Source organism: Krasilnikovia sp. M28-CT-15 (genome assembly GCF_047159595.1).
In the GTDB taxonomy this organism is placed as follows: domain Bacteria; phylum Actinomycetota; class Actinomycetes; order Mycobacteriales; family Micromonosporaceae; genus Actinoplanes.
On sequence record NZ_BAAGAK010000001.1, the window covers coordinates 6751760 to 6769495 of the forward strand.

The following is a 17736-nucleotide window of genomic DNA, read 5'->3' on the forward strand; positions in this document are numbered from 1 at the left end:
CGACCCACTTCGATCGAAGGGATGTGAGCTGCGTCGATGTCCGACGAGCGCCCATCCAGTGGCACTCGCCGAACACCATCGCGCACGGTGAAGTCGATGTGAAACAGTGGCGCGCTGTTGTGAAATGGATCACACAGCTTATGGGTGCAAATCAGGCCGAAATCCCACCGCGCCTCGCCCTACTGCGGTATGTCCTCGAGCAGATCCGTGACGACCTCGGCGATCGGCGAGCGCTCCGAACGGGTCAGAGTGACGTGCGCGAAGATCGGATGGCCCTTGAGCGCCTCGATCACCGCGGTCACCCCGTCGTGCCGGCCGACCCGCAGGTTGTCACGCTGGGCCACGTCGTGGGTCAGCACCACTCTCGAACCCTGACCGATCCGCGACAGCACCGTCAGCAGCACATTGCGCTCCAGCGACTGGGCCTCGTCGACGATCACGAACGCGTCGTGCAGGCTGCGGCCGCGGATGTGGGTCAGCGGCAGCACCTCGAGCATGCCGCGCGCCATGACCTCCTCCATGACGTTGGCGTGCACCACCGCGCCGAGGGTGTCGAACACCGCCTGCGCCCAGGGCGACATCTTCTCCGACTCGCTGCCCGGCAGATAGCCCAGCTCCTGGCCGCCGACCGCGTACAGGGGCCGGAACACCACGACCTTCTTGTGCCGGTTGCGCTCCATCGTGGCTTCCAGGCCCGCACACAGGGCCAGGGCCGACTTGCCCGTACCGGCGCGACCGCCCAGCGAGACGATCCCGATCGACTCGTCCAGCAGCAGATCCAGCGCGATGCGCTGCTCGGCGGAGCGGCCGTGGATGCCGAACGCCTCCCGGTCGCCGCGTACCAGCCGGACCGCCTTGTCCGGGGTCACCCGGGCCAGGGCGGAACCGCGCGGGGAGTGCACCACCAGACCGGTGTGGCACGGCAGATGCGCGGCCTCCTCCAGCACCAGGGACTCACCCGCGTACAGGCGGCCCACCTCGTCCTCGGCGAGCGTGAGGTCGCTCATCCCGGTCCAGGTGGGGTCGCTGGCCTGGCCGTGCCGGTACTCGTCGGCCAGCAGGCCGACCGAGGCGGCCTTGACCCGCAGCGGCATGTCCTTGCTGACCAGGGTGACCTCGCGGCCCTCCGCGGCCAACCCCAGCGCCACCGACAGGATCCTGGTGTCGTTGGAGTCGTTGCGGAAGCCGGGCGGCAGCGCGCCCGGGTCGGCGTGGTTCAGCTCCACCCGCAGGGTGCCGCCCTCGTCGTTGCAGAGCACCGGCTGGTCGAGGCGGCCGAACTTGATGCGCAGCTCGTCCAGCATCCGCAACGCCTGGCGGGCGAACCACCCCAGCTCGGCATGGTGACGCTTGCCCTCCAGCTCGGAGATGACCACGAGGGGAATGACCACCTCGTGGTCGGTGAACCGGCGGAACGCCGCCGGATCGGACAGCAGAACCGAGGTGTCCAGGACGAACACCCGGCCCGCCGGAGCGGGTTCCGCGTCGGCATGGCGGTCGGGGGAACGACGGCCCGCCGTGGCGCGGCTGCTGGAGGGGTGGGCGGCCGGGTCATGCGATGCCCCGGCGTCATTACGGCGAGATGTCACAGGCCTGCTCCGGCGGGCGTGCACCCGAACCCCACCCGCGGTCCGCCACGTCCCGGCGCCCGGCTTGGACACGGGGTCGGGATGCGGGCCCCGTGGCGCAACATGTTCGCAGGTCCGGGCCTCCGGCTGGCCCGGGAGAACCCCGTGCCATAAGTAGACGCTAGCTGATCAACTGTCACGTGCGGTAGAGCGAAGCCGCAGGCCCCGCCGTCCGGTAGCCGACCTTGGACCATGAGTACGGAGAGTGACGGCCATCACGCCGTCGTGGTACACCGTTTCGGCGTCCTGCAACGACACGTTCGGCGAGTAGGCTGGCGCACGTGGCAGAGTCAGCACGTCCATCGCACCCGCTGAGTGCCGCCGAGGCGTGGGAGTTCACCGTCGCGCGAGCGAAGGACACCACGTTCTTCTTCGACTTCGACGGCGTGCTCGCCCCGGTCGCCGACGACCCGGACGCCGTGCAGCCGGTGCCGCAGGCACTCGACGTACTCGAAACCCTGGCCGGGCAGGTCGCCCGGGTGGCCATCGTCTCCGCCCGCCCGGTGAGCTTCCTGCAATCCCGCTTCGCCCGGCTGGCCCACGTCGACCTGTACGGCCTGTACGGCCTCGAGGTGCTGCACGAGGGCGAGGTGGTCACCGAGCCGGCCGCGCTGCCCTGGGTCCCGGCGATGGCCGACCTGGCCGAGCGGGCCCGGGCCGAGCTGCCCGACACGCTCCTGGTGGAGTACAAGCGGCTCTCGGTGGCGCTGCACTACCGCACCGCGCCGCAGCTCGCGGACGTGGTGGAGCGGTGGGGTCACGAGCAGGCCGAGCGGCTCGGGTTGCGGATCCAGCGTGGCCGCATGGTGGTCGAGCTGAAACCGCCGGTCGACCAGGACAAGGGCATGGTGATCAGCGAGGCGGTGCTGACCGCAGGCTGCGCCTGGTATTTCGGCGACGACATGTCGGACGTCAAGGCGTTCGACGCGCTGCGCGCCCGCGAGGCCCTCGACCCGGATTTCTTCGGCATGTGTGTCGCGGTGGCCAACCCGGAGACCGGTGCCGAGCTGTCCAGCGCCGCCGACTTGACGCTGGAGTCCCCCGAGGCCGTGGCCCGCTTCCTGGCCGACGCCCTCCCCGCCTTCCGCCGGTGAGCCCCGCCTTCCGCCAGTGAGCCCCGCCTTCCGCCAGTGAGCGCGGTGGGTCAGGCGCCGTAGCGGCGTTGGCGGCCGGCGTAGGAACGCAGGGCGCGGAGGAAGTCGATGCGGCGGAAGTCGGGCCAGTTGGCGTCGTGGAAGTAGAACTCCGAGTGCGCGGACTGCCATAGGAGGAAGCCGGAGAGGCGCTGCTCGCCGCTGGTCCGGATGACCAGATCGGGGTCGGGCTGGCCGCGGGTGTAGAGGTGCTCGGCGATGTGCTCGACGTCGAGGATCTCGGCCAGCTCCTCGATGGTGCGTCCGGCGGCGGCGTGCTCGTGCAGCAGCGAGCGGACCGCGTCGGCGATCTCGCGCCGGCCGCCGTACCCGACCGCCATGTTGACCTCGACGCCGTCGGTGCGGTCGCGGGTCTTCTCCTGGGCCGCTTTGAGCGCGGTCGCGGTGGCTGCGGGCAGCACATCGAGGGCGCCGACGATGCGCAGCCGCCACGGGTTGCCGTCCTCGGCCAGCTCGGTGGCCAGATCCTCGATGATCTTCAGCAGCGGGTCGAGTTCGGCGGCCGGGCGTTGCAGGTTGTCCGTGGCCAGCAGGTAGAGCGTGACGTGTTCGATCCCCGCCTGGTCGCACCAGGCCAGCAGCTCCTTGACGCGGGCGGCGCCGACCCGGTGGCCGTCGTTGGGGTCGACGTATCCCATCTCCCTGGCCCAGCGACGGTTGCCGTCGCACATGACCCCGACATGGCGCGGCACCGGCTTGCCGACCAACTTGCGGGCGAGCCGCCGCTCGTACACCGAGTAGACCAGGGACCGCAGACTCATCACGCCAAGCCTATCCGCAGTCTCGCTGCACTCAAGGCCGGACCGGCCCGGGGTGCAGCAGCTCCGCGGCGATGCGCCCGATGGTCCGGAGGTCGAAAACCCCGTCAGCGAGCCCCAGATCGACCATCCGGTCGAAGACGGCACCGTGCCGGTGGGCGGCCCGCACGGCGGCGTCCACCACCTGCGGGCGCTGGGTGAGGCGGGCGGCCACCCCGGAATGCCGCAGGTGGCGACCCAGGCGGCGGCGCAGCGCGGCGGTGTACCGGGCGGCGGCTTCGTGGGGTGCTCCGGCCGCCGCCGCGCCCGCCAGCGCTCCGGACAGCACGGCGTAGAAGATGCCTTCGCCCGTGAACGGGTTGATCAGTGACAGGGCGTCCCCGGCCAGCAGCACCCGGCCGCACGCCGGCGGCGGCCGCCGGGTGGACAGCGGCAGGTGGTGGGCGCGCAGGCCGGCCGGTTCGGCGCCGGGCAGCAGCCCGGCCAGGCGCTCCAGCAGGTACGCCCGGCTCACCGGCGCGCCCCGCAGCACCTCCCCGTATCCGACGTTGGCGCTGCCGTCGCCGAGGGGAAACGCCCATGCGTACGCGGGCCACCGCGCGCTGGTGGTGACGATGAGCTGTTCGCCGCCGCCGGCGGGGTATGCCGACCAGGCGCCCTCCCACGGGGAGTAACCGCGAAGCGCGAGAGCGAGATGTCCCGGTGGGTTGGGCGGGTGGCCGAGGGCGCGGCGCACCACCGAACCCGCCCCGTCGGCGCCGATCACCACCGCGGCGCGGTACTCATCGCTGCCGCGGAGGCTGCTGTCGGTGGCGCAGGCCACCCGGACTTCGTAGCCGTCGTCGTGGACCGTCCGTACCGTGTGACGCCGCAACTCGGCCCCGGCAGCGACCGCCGCGGTGACCAGCCGGGCGTCGAAGATGCGGCGGGGCACGGTGCGTGCCGGGCGGGGCAGCGGGCGGGCCACGACCGCGCCGCCCGGGGCCACCAGCCGCAGCCGGGCGACCGGCGGGTAGCCGTGCGCCGCGTCGGGCACCCCGAGATGCGCGAGGACGTCCAGCGCGTCCGCGGCGATACCGTCGCCGCACGGCTTGTCGCGGGGGAAGTCGGCCCGGTCGAGCAGCAGGACCCGGGCCCCGGCCCGCCGGGCGGCCAGCGCCGCGGCCGCCCCGGCGGGACCGGCCCCGACGACCACGACGTCGAACCGGGGTCCGGCCGACCTGGATCCAGGCGAGCGGCTCACCGGACGGCATCTCGCTGCGGAACCGGTCGAAGGCGGCGCACGCCCGCACGGTACACAGCAGCGCCCGCACCCCAGAAGGGGTGCGGGCGCTGGATCGGTGGATCAGCCTGCGTTCAGCCGGGCGCGCAGAGCGTCCAACTCGGACCACAGTACGGCGGGCAGCTTGTCGCCCATCTTCTCGAACCACTCCGTGACCAGCGGCAACTCCGCCAGCCACTCGTCGCGGTCGACGCGCAGCGCGGCTTCGAGGTCGGCCGGGGACACGTCGAGCCCGGTCAGGTCGAGCGCGTCCGGCGTCGGTACGTGACCGACCGGGGTCTCCACGGCGGCCCCGCGGCCGTCGAGGCGCTCGACGATCCACTTGAGAACCCGGGAGTTCTCGCCGAAGCCCGGCCACAGGAACCGGCCGTCGTCGCCGCGGCGGAACCAGTTGACGTAGAACACCTTGGGCAGCTTGTCGGCGTCGCCGCCGGCACCCTTGCCCATCTCGATCCAGTGCTGGAAGTAGTCACCGGCGTGGTAGCCGATGAACGGCAGCATCGCCATCGGGTCGCGGCGGACGACGCCGACCTGGCCGACCGCGGCGGCCGTGGTCTCCGACGACAGGGTGGCGCCGAGGTAGACCCCGTGCGACCAGTCGCGGGCCTCGGTGACCAGCGGGATGGTGGTCTTGCGGCGGCCACCGAACAGGATGGCGTCGATCGGCACCCCGCGCGGGTCGTCGTACTCGGGGGCGAGGATCGGGCACTGCGTGATCGGGGTGCAGAACCGGCTGTTCGGGTGGCTGGACGGGGCGTCGGAGTCCGGCGTCCAGTCGTTGCCGTGCCAGTCGGTCAGGTGCGCGGGCGGGTCGCCCATGCCCTCCCACCAGATGTCACCGTCGTCGGTGAGCGCCACGTTGGTGAACAGCGAGTTGCCCTTGGCCAGGGTGCGCATCGCGTTCGGGTTGGTCTTGTAGTCCGTGCCGGGCGCGACGCCGAACAGGCCGTACTCGGGGTTGGTGGCCCACAGGCGGCCGTCCTCGCCGAAGCGCATCCAGGCGATGTCGTCGCCGATCGTCTCGACCTTCCAGCCGGGGATCGTGGGCTCCAGCATGGCCAGGTTGGTCTTGCCGCAGGCCGACGGGAACGCGGCGGCGATGTAGCGGACCTTGCCCTCGGGCGAGGTCAGCTTCATGATCAGCATGTGCTCGGCCAGCCAGCCCTCGTCGCGGGCGGCGACGCTGGCGATGCGCAGCGCGAAGCACTTCTTGCCGAGCAGCGAGTTGCCGCCGTAGCCGGAGCCGAACGACCAGATCTCCCGGGTCTCCGGGAAGTGCGAGATGTATTTGGTCGTGTTGCACGGCCACGGCACGTCCTGCTGACCCGGCTCCAGCGGTGCGCCGACCGAGTGCAGGGCGGGCACGAACGGCGCGTCGTCGCCCATGGCCTCGAGCACCTTGCTGCCCATCCGGGTCATGATCTTCATCGACGCCACCACGTACGGGCTGTCGGTCAGCTCGACGCCGAACATCGGGGCGGGCGCGTCGAGCGGGCCCATGCAGAACGGTACGACGTACATCGTCCGGCCGCGCATGCAGCCGCGGTACAGCTCGGTCATGGTCGCCTTCATCTCGGAAGGCGCCATCCAGTTGTTGGTCGGTCCGGCGTCGGCCGGGTCGACGGAGCAGATGTAGGTGCGCTCCTCCACGCGGGCGACGTCACCGGGATCGGTACGGGCCCAGAAGGAGTTCGGCTTCTTCTCCGCGTTGAGGCGGACGAGTGAGCCGGCGTCGACCAGCTCGTCGGTGAGGCGCGTCCATTCCTGCTCGGAGCCGTCGCACCAGACGATGGCGTCCGGGGTGGTGAGTGCGGCGACCTCGTCGATCCAGTCGAGCAGGCGTTGGTGGCGGGTGGGGGCGGTGACAGCGGGCAAAGACATTCGTGGATCTCCTTCGGTCGGCACTGACCTGCGACGAGCCAGGCCGTCGGACGGCCTCGTATGTCACGGGAGTCACCTGAGCGTAAGCCGATCGACCGTTCAGTTCATCGGTTCACCCTGTGGACAACCGCACAATCCTCGGTGTTTGTGCGCGTTCACGATTGATCTTTCGGAAGTCAGCGCACGTGTGCGCACGATCGTGCTCGGAGCCGCTTCCTGCCTCCACTTTCACAAATCAGACCAAGCTGCCTAAACTTGCACGTAATCGGGCTTTCCTCCCCATCGTCGTCAGGAGGCAGGAATGGCGATCCCGGGCAGCGACACGGACACCGACCTACTCGCGGCCGTACGCGCCGGAGACGCGGCCGCGTACGGGACGCTCTACCAGCGGCATTCCGCGGCAACCAAGCAGCTCGCCCACGCTCTGGCGCCCAATCCCGCCGACGCGGACGACCTGGTCGCCGAGACGTTCACCAACGTCTTCGCCGCGCTGCGGGCCGGGCGGGGCCCGCTCGTCGCCTTCCGGGCGTACCTGCACACCACCCTGCGGCACGTCTGCTACCACCGGGCCCGCCGGGACCGGCGGCTCGAGTTCACCGACGACCTCACCCGCTACGACCCGGGAGAGCCGTTCCTCGACCCGGCGCTGGACCGGCTGGAACGCACGTTCGCGGCACGCGCGTTCAGCCAGTTGCCCGCCCGCTGGCGCGACGTCCTGTGGCACACCGAGGTGGAGGGCGCCACCCCCGCCGAGGTCGCCCCGCTGCTGGGGCTGACCCCGAACGCGGTCGCGGTGCTCGCCCACCGCGCCCGCGAGGGGCTGCGACAGCGTTACCTGCAGCAGCACGTGGCCACCGCCGAGCACCCCGAATGCCGCTGGACCGGCGACCGGCTCGGCGGACACGTACGTGGGCGGCTCGCCACCCGCGACACCGCCCGGCTCCGCGCCCACCTGCACTGGTGCGCCAGCTGCCGCGGACGGCTCGCCGAAATCGCCGAGCTGGACGTCACCCGTTACCGACCGTATCGGCAGCGTCACCATGCAGAGCCCGCGGGTTAAGAGTCGCTCACGGGTCGCTCAAGGGGGACGGCGACCGGTGACAGCCGCCGGTAGTCTCGATTCCGTGCCAGAGACCTCGCCGCCGCAGACCTCCAGCCTGCGCGCCAGGCTGAGTGCGCTGGTGCGCGAGGTCGGGAAGTTCGGCGCCGTCGGCGCCGTCGCGTTCGCGGTCGACCTGGCCATCTTCAACGTGCTGCTCCAGCTGGACGTGGAGACACTGCTGGCCAAGACCGGTTCCACGGTCATCGCCACCACGGTCGCCTTCGCCGGCAACCGCTTCTGGACGTGGCGGCATCGCGAGCACCACAACATGGCCCGGCAGTACGCCACCTTCTTCTTCCTCAACGCCGCTGGGCTGGGCATCGGCCTCGCTTGCCTGGCCATCAGCCACTACGGGCTCGGCCGGCTCTGGCCCGCGCTGCAGAGCCCGCTCGCGGACAACGTGTCCGGCCTGCTGGTGGGCGGCGTCCTGGGCACCCTGTTCCGCTTCTGGTCGTACCGCCGCTTCGTGTTCCGCGCCGTCGCCGCCGTGGAACCGGTATCACCCGCACCGGGGACCGCGGACCCCGGACTCGCCCCCATCCCCCGCATGTGACGCCGTCGTCACCGCCCCCGGCCATCCGCGGCCCCCGCCCGCCCTCCCGTAAGGTTGTCCAATGCCCCCAGCACGCTCGCTGACGGAACGGCTGCGCCGTCTCGTCCCCGAAGCGCTCGCCTTCGGCGTGATCGGCGCCGCGAACACCGTGCTCTATCTGGTCATCACCTACGTCGCCATGCCGATCGGGGCAGTCAAGGCCACGGTGGTCGCCACGGTCGTCACAACGACGCTGGCGTACGTGGCGAACCGGTACTGGACCTACCGCCACCACACCCGCAGCGCGCTGCGCCGCGAGTACACGCTGTTCTTCGGCTTCAACCTGGTCGGCATGGTCATCCAATCCGGCGCGGTCGCCATCGCCAAGTACGGCGTCGGCCTCAACGAGTCCGACCACAAGCTCGCGATCATGGGAATCACCCTGTTCGCGGCCGGGGTCGCCACGGTCTTCCGGTTCTGGGCGTACCGGACGTTCGTGTTCCTCAAGCCGCCGGTCGACGGCCACGAGGACGCCATCACCGAGCTGGACCCGGCCGCCGGGCTCGCCGAGCTCAGCGCCGAGCACCAGCCCGGCAGCGCCGCGCACCTCGCCGAGCTGGAACGCGAGATCGAGCTGGCCGAGCTGGACGCCGAACGCCCCGCCCGTTCCGGCAGCTGACCCGCAGGCCAGACCCGCGGCCCGCAGGCCAGACCCGCGGCCCGCAGGCCCGGCGCCGCCGGTCAACCCCGGATCACGCGCCGCGCCCCCGGCGGTCCCGTGCGTGCGGGACCGGCACCTCGTCCTCGTCCGGCTCATCGGGCTCGTCGGCGGGACGCAGCCGGTCGCGCTCGATCAGCTCGTACAAGGTGGTCTGCACGTCGTGCACGTGCGGCACGGACGCCAGCACCGCGACCCGGTCGCCGATGGAATCGACCGTCAGCGTGCCGCAGCCGAGCAGCCGGTCGAACAATGACTGGCTCATCGCGTGGTCGTTGATCCGGGCCAGCGGCAGATCCCGCCGCTCGCGCGCGATCACCCCGTCCTGCAACAGGATCCGCTCGTCCGTGACCACGTAGTGCGTGCAGCGCCAGACGAGCAGCGGCGCGACGCCCCGGCGCACCGCGACCACGAGGCAGATCACCGCGACCACCCAGACGCCGATCCGGCCGCCGGTGTCCGTCGGCAGCATCACCCAGGCGACGATCATCGCGCCGAGTGTGACCAGCAGGACCAGGCCCGGCAGGACCGCCGCGCGGGCGTGCGGGCGCAGGTGGAGGACGACCTCCTCCTCCTCGGTGAGCACATCGTCCGGGAAACGCACGCGGGTCAGCGTACGTGCACCACGTCACCCGCGGAGACACGCCGCTCGCCGTCAGCCGTCCGGACCACCAACTGGCCGTCCGGGTCCACCGTCGTCACCGTTCCGGCGATCTCGTCACCGGCCGGCAGCAGCACCCGCACCGGCCGACCGAGGGTCGCGCACCCCTGCCGGTACGCGGCCAGCAGCCCGCACATCTCCGCGTCGCCGCCGGTGTCGCGCCAGCCCGCGTACCACTGGGCCAGGCCGCGCAGCAGCGACCGCAACAGCGGGTCCCGGTCGGTCATCTCCGCGCCCGCGGCCTGCAACGACGTGGCCGGCAGGCCGGTCGGCGCGCGCGGCAGCTCCTCCGGGCGGGTAGTGACGTTGAGCCCGATGCCGAGCACCACCGCGTCGTCCACGATCTCGGCCAGGATGCCCGCGCACTTCGCCTCACCGGCGGCGGTGGCCACCAGCAGGTCGTTGGGCCACTTCACGGCCGCGTCCAGGCCGGTCAGCTTCTCGACGGTGGCGCGCAGGGCCGCACCGGCCAGCAACGGCAGCCAGCCGAACGCCCGGGCCGGGACGGCGGGCCAGTCGCGGGCGGGCACCGGCCGGCCTGGGCGCAACAGCACGCTGACGGTCAGGCCCGCCCGGGGCGGCGACACCCAGTCCCGGCCGCGCCGCCCCCGGCCCGCGAGCTGCTGCTCGGCCACCACGATCAGGCCCTCGGGCTCCCCCGCACGGGCGGCGGCGGCCACGTCGGCGTTGGTCGAGCCGGTTTCGGTACGCAGTTCGAGCCGCCGCCACAGGCCACCGGGAGTGAGCAGACCCCGTTCGAGGGAGCGGGCGACCAGCGGAGGACGCTCCAGATCCGCGTACGGCGAGGGCGACATCCGCCCACCCTAGCCGCGGGGGTGTGCCGTTCAGCCCGGATCGGCGGCGTGTCTGCTCACGTAGACCGTGCTCCGGGCCTCCGCGCCACCCGGGCGGGGCCTGGGCCGGGGACGTGGCCTGGCCCGGGGGTCCCGCTCGTCGACGGGCAGGGGCACCGCCTCCGGCCGGGTACCGATGCCCTGCGCCGGGGCGTACCCCGACGGGCGGCCGATGCCGGGGGAACGCCCGAACCCCCGGGCCGGGCCGAGGCCCTGCATCGGAGCCACACCCAGGCCCGGCGGTGGACCGAAGTCCCGCGACCGCCCGATCCCCGGGACCGTCCCTGAGCCCGGCATGGGCACCGAGCCCCGGGGTGGTCCGGGGTGGCGTGCGGAACCGCCGAAACTCGACGCACCCCTCGGGTCACGGCCGCGCCCGTCGGCCGGATCGGGTGCGGGCGCGCGGCGGCCCGTCCCCGCGGGGGGCCAGCCGTACGGCTCGGGAGAGTCGGAGTCACCCCACACCCTGTCGTCGCGCGCGGATCCCCAGAGGATCCCGGCGCCGCTGTCGCGGGCCGGACCGAACCGCGGTGGGTCCGTGACGTCCCCTCTGGGTGGCCAGCTCGGCACGACCGTGGTCAGATCGGACACCGGTGACAGATCGAACCCGGTCACCGGCTCGTAGGGCGGGGCCGCGGGCAGCTTCTCCACCGGCACCGGCCACCCGTACCCGTTGGCGGAAGGCTCGACGTACGGGCCGTCCGGGGCCGGGGTCCAGTACGCCCCGGCCGTGTCGGCCTCGGGCAGCTCGCGGTACTGCGGACGTACCCAACCCTCCACCCGGTCGCCGTAGCGCTGGTCGGAGCGGTCCGCGGGCCACCCGCGCGGTGCCGGAGCCGCGGCCCGGTACGGCGGTTCCGGAGCCGTACCCGCGGGCCGGTCGAACTCGCTTCGACCGAAGCCGTCCCGGTCGCCGCCCACACGCGCGCCGGACTGCGCCCCGCCTGCCGCCATGTCGTCGTCGCGGTCGAACAGCGTCGCGGCGATCCCGCCGGAGTCGGCCACGGCACCGCCGGGACCGTCCACTGCCGATCCCAGGCCGCCCGTCCGGGGACCCGGCAACCCGGCCGCGTCCAACCCCGAGCCGGTTGGACCGTCCTGGCCGGCCGGTCCGTCGGGGTCGGCAGTGGCGTCAGGGCCGGGCAGCGCGGTACTGGAGAAGTCACCCGCCGGAAGGCCGAACGTGCCCGAGCCGTCGTAGCCCAGCTCGCCGTACCCATCTGCCCGTCGGCCGTCGGCGTGTCCCGCCTCGGACAGCCCCTCGACCAGGTCACTCTCGGGGCTGTCCTGCTCCGGTGCCTCCTCGTCGGCCAGGCCGAGGGAGGCCAGCACGTACTGGGAGTCCTCGTTCTCCTCGCGGCGACGCCGTCGCTGCACCGGCCCGGTGCCGCCGCGCCGCCGCCGGAAGCGCCGGGAACCGGGCTCCTCCCCGAGGTCATCGGCCGCACCGTCCGCCGCGGATTCGGCCTCGGCCGCACCCGCGACAACCGGCACGGAACGCACCACGGCCCCGGCGTCCGGGTCCGGGTCGAGCCACACCGTCCGGCGTTCGCCGCGCCCCGCGCCACGGCCCGTCGTCGCCGGACGCCCCGGCGCCGAGGCGTCGGCGTATCCGGGGCCGACGCTGTCGGCGTACCCGGAGTCCTGGACGTCGATGTGGTCGGAGCCGCCGCCGGTGCGGCCTCGCGTGCGGCCCGTCGCCGTGCCGTGGCCCCGCGAGCGACGCGCGTCGGCGCGGCCCGCCGCGGGTGCGTCACCGCGCGGGCCGCTCGCCGGCTGGTCCGCGGACCGGGGGCGACGTGGACCGCCGCCACGGACCGGCCGTGCTCCTGGCGCGTCCCACGCCTCGTGCCCCTCGGACTGCTCGGCGGCCCAGGGGCCGTCCGGCGAGGCGGGGGGCAGCTGCGCGGCCCACGGACCGTCCGCCGAGGGGGCGGGCAGCTGCGCGGCCCAGGGACCGTCCACCGGGGCGGCGGGCAGCGCCCGACGGTTCGCCGCGACCTTACGGGCAGCCCGGTCCTGCCGCCGCTTCCGGCCGCCGAACAGCACGGCCCGGAACGCGACCAGCAGGACAAGCCCCACGCAGATCAGGGCGATGCCGGTAACGGTCATCCAATTCGTCACGGGGGAAGTAACGAATGGGGTATTGAGTGCGAAACGCACCCGTAGCGACGCCCCGCGTGTGGCTGACTACGATCACGGCGAGCGGCAACCCACGGCGACGACGGCGTGGCGCAGAGAGCGCGAGGACGGTACCCGTGACCACCCAGCAGGACGCGACCAGGACCGACATCCACACCACCGCAGGCAAGCTGGCCGACCTGGAACGCCGGGTCGAGGAGGCGGTGCACGCGGGCTCCGCGCGCGCGGTGGAGAAGCAGCATTCCCGTGGCAAGAAGACCGCCCGCGAGCGGATCGCGATGCTGCTCGACGAGGGCTCGTTCGTGGAACTCGACGAGCTGGCCCGGCACCGCTCCACCGCCTTCGGCCTGGACCAGAACCGCCCGTACGGCGACGGCGTGGTCACCGGGTACGGCACCGTCGACGGCCGCCAGGTGTGCGTGTTCTCCCAGGACTTCACGGTGTTCGGCGGGTCGCTCGGCGAGGTCTTCGGCGAGAAGATCGTCAAGGTGCTGGACCTCGCCATGAAGATCGGCTGCCCGATCGTCGGCATCAACGACTCCGGCGGCGCCCGGATCCAGGAGGGCGTCGTCGCCCTCGGCCTGTACGCCGACATCTTCTTCCGCAACGTGCGGGCCAGCGGCGTCATCCCGCAGATCTCGCTGATCATGGGTCCGTGCGCGGGCGGCGCGGTGTACTCCCCCGCGATCACCGACTTCACCGTGATGGTCGACCAGACCTCCCACATGTTCATCACCGGACCGGACGTCATCCGCACGGTCACCGGCGAGGACGTCGGCATGGAGGAACTCGGCGGCGCCCGCACCCACAACTCCCGCAGCGGCAACGCCCACTATCTGGCCAGCGACGAGGACGACGCGATCGACTACGTGCGCGCGCTCCTGTCGTACCTGCCCAGCAACAACCTGGACGAACCGACCACGTTCGAGTCGCCCGCGGACCTGGAGCCCAGCGAGGCCGACCTGGCCCTGGACACCCTCATCCCCGACTCCGCCAACCAGCCGTACGACATCCACACCGTCATCGAGGCGGTCGTCGAGGACTTCCTCGAGGTCCAGCCGCTGTACGCGCAGAACATCGTGGTCGGCTTCGGGCGGGTCGAGGGCCGCCCGGTCGGGGTCGTCGCAAACCAGCCCATGCACTTCGCGGGCACCCTCGACATCGCGGCCTCCGAGAAGGCGGCCCGGTTCGTGCGGACCTGCGACGCCTTCAACATCCCGGTGCTCACGTTCGTGGACGTGCCCGGCTTCCTGCCCGGCACCGGCCAGGAATGGGAGGGCATCATCCGGCGCGGGGCCAAGTTGATCTATGCGTACGCCGAGGCCACCGTCGGCAAGGTCACCGTCATCACGCGCAAGGCGTACGGCGGGGCGTACGACGTCATGGGTTCGAAGCACCTCGGGGCCGACATGAACTTCGCCTGGCCCACCGCGCAGATCGCGGTGATGGGCGCGCAGGGCGCGGTGAACATCCTCTACCGCGGCGAGCTGGCCGCCGCGGCCGACCCGGTGGCCACCCGGGCGCAGCTGATCGAGGAGTACGAGGACACCCTGGCCAACCCGTACATCGCCGCGGAACGCGGTTACGTGGACGCGGTGATCTCCCCGTCCCAGACCAGGGCGCAGGTCACCCGGGCGCTGCGGATGCTGCGCAGCAAGCGGGAGACCCTGCCCCCGAAGAAGCACGGCAACATCCCGCTCTGACACCGCCGGCCGCTGTCGTTCCGTGGGGCCTTCGGCCACGCGGCCGCTGCTCCGGCGGTCAGCCGGTGGCGCCGAGTTCCGTCAGCCACTGCCCTGCCAGCAGGAACGCGCCGACCACCAGCGCCGCCAGGTTGACCAGCCCGAACGTGCCCACCCAGAACAGGGCCGGCAGGTGGGTGAGGTGGGCGAGCTGGTCCGCGTCGGACTCCGGCATCCGGCCGCGGCTGCGCAGCTTCTGCAGCTCCCCGACCGGACGCAGGCCGCCGATCAGCAGGAACCACACCCCGGTGTACGCGAACGCGGCCTGCACCTGCGGGTTCGCGTACCAGGAGACCACGAAGACGATCGCGCCCGTGACCACGAGGGACACCGCGCCGAAGACGTTGCGGATGTTGATCAGCATGAGCAGCAACAGCACGACCGCCAGCCACAGCAGCAGGGTGATCCGGTTACCGCCGAGCAGCCAGGCCCCGAGCAGCCCGACCAACGGCGGCGCGATGTAGCCCGCCAGCAGCGTCAGGATCATCCCCGGGCCGGTCGGGCGTCCCGCCGACAGCGTGAGCCCCGACGTGTCGAACTCGAGCCGGATGCCGCGCAGCTTGCGCCCGGTGAGCAGCGCGGCGAGGGCGTGCCCGCCCTCGTGCGCGATCGTGATCGCGTTGCGGGCGATCCGCCACAGCGGCCGTACCGCCACCACCACGAGCGCCAGCAGCGCGGTGACCAGCACCAGCATCGCGGGCGGGTCGGGCTGGGCACCGAACAGCTTGTCCCAGAGGTCCGTCAGTCCATCGGTCGACACAGCCCGGCAGCGTAGCCGATCAGCGTCCCCGTGCACGGCCGCTCACGACGCCGGCTTGAACCCCTTGAGCATGATCTGCATCTCCTGGCTGGCCGAAGCCCAGTCCTCGGGCAACGCGTACATGCCGACGCTGTACGCCTGGTCCGGGCTGGACAGGAAGTTCCGCTTCAGGACGTGCTGCCGGTTGCCCTTGTTGGTGGTGTAGTAGAACTCCCAGTCGGCGGCCTTGTAGAAGTAGTTCACCGCCTGGAGCCGGACCGGCTGGTAATCGCGGTACTTGCCGTTGCGCCGATCCTGCTCCTGCGCTTTCGAGTCGGCCAGCGGATCCGGCTCGGGCTGGTCCGTCTGATCGATGATCAGGAGCCGGTTGTCCCACTCCACGTGCACCTCGCGCCCCGGGTGCGTGACGTCGGCGTCGCCCGGCAGCGGAATGGAGAAGCCCGACTCGTCCCGGTAGAGGCGCCATCCGGCCGGCAGAACAGCGGCCGGGGGCGGGGCGGCGGCGCTCGTCTGCGGCGCACTCGAGGGAGTCGTCGTCGTGGCTCGCTGGCTGGGCGTCGGAGCCGGGATGACCGGCGCTGAGGCGGCCGCGCTCGGGGCGTTGCCAGCCGCGCTCGACCTGTCGGCGCCCTTCCCGTCATCACCCCCGCCGACGACCACCCGCACGATCAGCGCCAGGACCAGGACCAGAGCGAGCAGGATCGTCACGCCGATCGCGGTCTGCCGCCGGGTCAGCGTCGTCCCGAACACGGTGACGCCCTTGGGGCCGGACGACGGGCCCCGTACCGGCATCGGCTGCCACGCGGGCCGGCCCGGTGCACCCCCATAGGTGCCCGATGCATGGGCACCATCCATCTGGGCTACCACTCTCGTGGCTTCCGCGGCTGGTCGTCGCCGGCCGATGCCGGTGCGCCCGGCACTGCCCGGATGGTTCGCCACGGACCGAGCCAGCGGTACGCCCACCGTGGAGGGAACCTTCGTGGTCAGATCCCCGTCGGCCCCCTGGTCGGCAGGTTGGCGCAGCTCGTCGAGGTCGCCCGAGTCGGCGCTCGCCGCGTCCTTGGCGTCGGTGTCGGCTTGGACGGCGGTAGCGCCCTTGGCCTCGGGAGCGGCGGCCTCGGTGCCTGCTGCGTCCGGGGCCGCCTTGCTTCCGGCGTCGGCTGTGGCGGACGTACCGGTGGTGGATGCCGGCCGGGCCGCGTCCGGCTTCTCTTCGGCTGCCGCACCCTTGGCCGGCGGGTCGTCCGTTGGCGGCGTGGTTGCCGCTGCCGCGGCGGACCGGCGCGGCTCCGGGGGGGCGGTCGACGGCGACTTGCGGGTGCTTCCGCTGTCCGCTGCCTTCCCGGACGCGTCCTTCCCGGGTGCGCCCTTCCCGGGTGCGCCCGTCTTAGATGCGTCCTCTTTGGGTACGTCGCCGGTCCCGGTCGCCTGGGCGTCGCTGGTCGCGGTCGCTCGGGCGTCGCCGGGCTTGGTCGTCGCCGGGTCCGTGGCCGTCGCCGGGTCCGTGGCCGTCGCCGGGTCCGTGGCCGTCGGGGTCAGTGCCGCGCCGGTCGCGGGGATGCCGGTCGCCGCGGTGGACGCCGTACCCGTCTTCGCCGTGGTGGCGTTGCGGCCTCGCGCCTTCCTGCGTGATGCCTTGCTGCTCGACCCGGCACCGGCCCGGGCACCGACCGTGGGCTTGGCGCCCGTCTTCGCCTTCGTAGCCGACGTGCTCGGTGCCGACGTGCTCGGTACCGAGGGGGTGTCGTCGGACGGACCGCCCGCCGGGGCGGGAGCTGTTCGCCCGGCGCCTCGGCCCGCCGGGGTGGCGCCGTCCACGTCGGCGGGGCCTGCCTTGTCCGCGGCGACATCCTTTTCGCTGCCTCCGGCGGCCGCCGGGGCCTCAGCTGCGGTCCCATCCCCAGGAGCGGCCTGGTCGCCCGGAGCGGCCTGGTCGCCCGGAGCGGCCTGGTCGCCCGGAGCGGCCTCGTCACCCGGAGCGGCCTCGTCACCCGGAGCGGCCTCGTCACCCGGAGCGGCCTCGTCACCCGGAGCGGCCTTCTCGGTCCCCTCGGGCACAACGTGTCCTGAGGCTGCCTTCGCTTTTCCGGTTGTCGGCGCATCACCAACGCCCGGTTCGTCCCGGGCGGGGGCAGCAGCCTCAGCTTTCGTGCCGGAGTCTGACTTGCGGGGGGTCTGCGCTACCTGTGCCGCGGCCTTCCGGGCCTGGGTTCCGGCGCCCTCGCCGTTCGCTCGCTTCCCTTCGGCCGCCGCATCGCTCGCCGCCGCATCGCTCGCCACAGCCGCATTAGCGCGGTTCGCCTCGGCCGTTGCGCCGATCGCATCGGCCGTTGCGTCGTTCGCATCGGCCGTTGCGCCGTTCGCATCGGCTGAGTCCGAAGCCGCCGATGTCGCCGGCTGGCGAATGGAGGGCTTGGTCCGACCCTTGCCAGGGGTGTTCTCGCGCTCTGCGGCCGAAGCCGGCGCACCGGCATTGACCTGCGGCACCGCGGTCTCGCGCTCGACCGCCTCCTGGTCCCGCT

Annotated in this window: 13 protein-coding genes; 5 read left to right on the plus strand and 8 right to left on the minus strand. The window is 72.5% G+C overall.

What is annotated here, in order from left to right; genetic code table 11:
* Window positions 1-179: 179 nt before the first annotated feature.
* Entirely contained in the window at window positions 180-1589 is a 1410-nt protein-coding gene (locus ACMCNO_RS30965; protein WP_412752964.1) for a PhoH family protein, read from the minus strand.
* 320 nt (window positions 1590-1909) lie between these two features.
* On the opposite strand from ACMCNO_RS30965, the gene otsB reads away from it, so the two are divergent.
* A complete protein-coding gene (otsB, locus tag ACMCNO_RS30970) occupies window positions 1910-2722 on the plus strand; it encodes a trehalose-phosphatase (RefSeq protein ID WP_412752965.1) in 813 nt (270 codons plus the stop codon).
* A gap of 50 nt (window positions 2723-2772) precedes the next feature.
* On the opposite strand, the gene ACMCNO_RS30975 is transcribed toward otsB, so the two are convergent.
* The 3 genes from ACMCNO_RS30975 to ACMCNO_RS30985 form a co-directional block, all read right to left on the minus strand.
* On the minus strand, window positions 2773-3543 hold the full coding sequence (locus ACMCNO_RS30975) for an isoprenyl transferase (protein ID WP_412752966.1): 771 nt from the start codon (window positions 3541-3543) through the stop codon (window positions 2773-2775).
* 31 nt (window positions 3544-3574) lie between these two features.
* Window positions 3575-4783, minus strand: a complete 1209-nt coding sequence (locus tag ACMCNO_RS30980; protein ID WP_412752967.1) for an NAD(P)/FAD-dependent oxidoreductase — start codon at window positions 4781-4783, stop codon at window positions 3575-3577.
* Window positions 4784-4885: 102 nt separating this feature from the next.
* Window positions 4886-6703, minus strand: coding sequence for a phosphoenolpyruvate carboxykinase (GTP) (locus ACMCNO_RS30985; RefSeq protein WP_412752968.1), 1818 nt, complete (start codon window positions 6701-6703; stop codon window positions 4886-4888).
* Between the two features lie 301 nt (window positions 6704-7004).
* On the opposite strand from ACMCNO_RS30985, the gene ACMCNO_RS30990 reads away from it, so the two are divergent.
* The 3 genes from ACMCNO_RS30990 (at window position 7005) to ACMCNO_RS31000 (ending at window position 9016) form a co-directional block, all read left to right on the plus strand.
* Window positions 7005-7763 (plus strand): sigma-70 family RNA polymerase sigma factor, encoded by a 759-nt coding sequence (locus ACMCNO_RS30990; protein ID WP_412752969.1) that lies wholly within the window; start codon window positions 7005-7007, stop codon window positions 7761-7763.
* 64 nt (window positions 7764-7827) lie between these two features.
* A complete protein-coding gene (locus ACMCNO_RS30995) occupies window positions 7828-8358 on the plus strand; it encodes a GtrA family protein (protein WP_412752970.1) in 531 nt (176 codons plus the stop codon).
* A gap of 61 nt (window positions 8359-8419) precedes the next feature.
* Entirely contained in the window at window positions 8420-9016 is a 597-nt protein-coding gene (locus ACMCNO_RS31000) for a GtrA family protein (protein WP_412752971.1), read from the plus strand.
* Window positions 9017-9089: 73 nt separating this feature from the next.
* Here ACMCNO_RS31000 and ACMCNO_RS31005 read toward each other — a convergent pair whose 3' ends face one another.
* From ACMCNO_RS31005 to ACMCNO_RS31015, 3 genes are read right to left on the minus strand one after another with little or no spacing between them, the layout of a single operon-like run.
* Window positions 9090-9659, minus strand: coding sequence for a PH domain-containing protein (locus ACMCNO_RS31005; RefSeq protein ID WP_412752972.1), 570 nt, complete (start codon window positions 9657-9659; stop codon window positions 9090-9092).
* Window positions 9660-9664: 5 nt separating this feature from the next.
* Window positions 9665-10531 carry a biotin--[acetyl-CoA-carboxylase] ligase gene (locus ACMCNO_RS31010; RefSeq protein WP_412752973.1) on the minus strand — a complete coding sequence of 289 codons (867 nt, stop codon included), beginning with the start codon at window positions 10529-10531 and terminating at the stop codon, window positions 9665-9667.
* A gap of 30 nt (window positions 10532-10561) precedes the next feature.
* Window positions 10562-12682 carry a hypothetical protein gene (locus ACMCNO_RS31015; RefSeq protein WP_412752974.1) on the minus strand — a complete coding sequence of 707 codons (2121 nt, stop codon included), beginning with the start codon at window positions 12680-12682 and terminating at the stop codon, window positions 10562-10564.
* A 146-nt stretch (window positions 12683-12828) separates the two neighbouring features.
* Between ACMCNO_RS31015 and ACMCNO_RS31020 the strand changes: the two genes are divergently transcribed.
* Window positions 12829-14415, plus strand: coding sequence for an acyl-CoA carboxylase subunit beta (locus ACMCNO_RS31020; protein ID WP_412752975.1), 1587 nt, complete (start codon window positions 12829-12831; stop codon window positions 14413-14415).
* 58 nt (window positions 14416-14473) lie between these two features.
* On the opposite strand, the gene ACMCNO_RS31025 is transcribed toward ACMCNO_RS31020, so the two are convergent.
* The gene (locus ACMCNO_RS31025; protein ID WP_412752976.1) at window positions 14474-15214 is read right to left on the minus strand and encodes a M50 family metallopeptidase; all 741 of its coding nucleotides are present in this window, start codon (window positions 15212-15214) and stop codon (window positions 14474-14476) included.
* Window positions 15215-17736: the final 2522 nt, after the last annotated feature.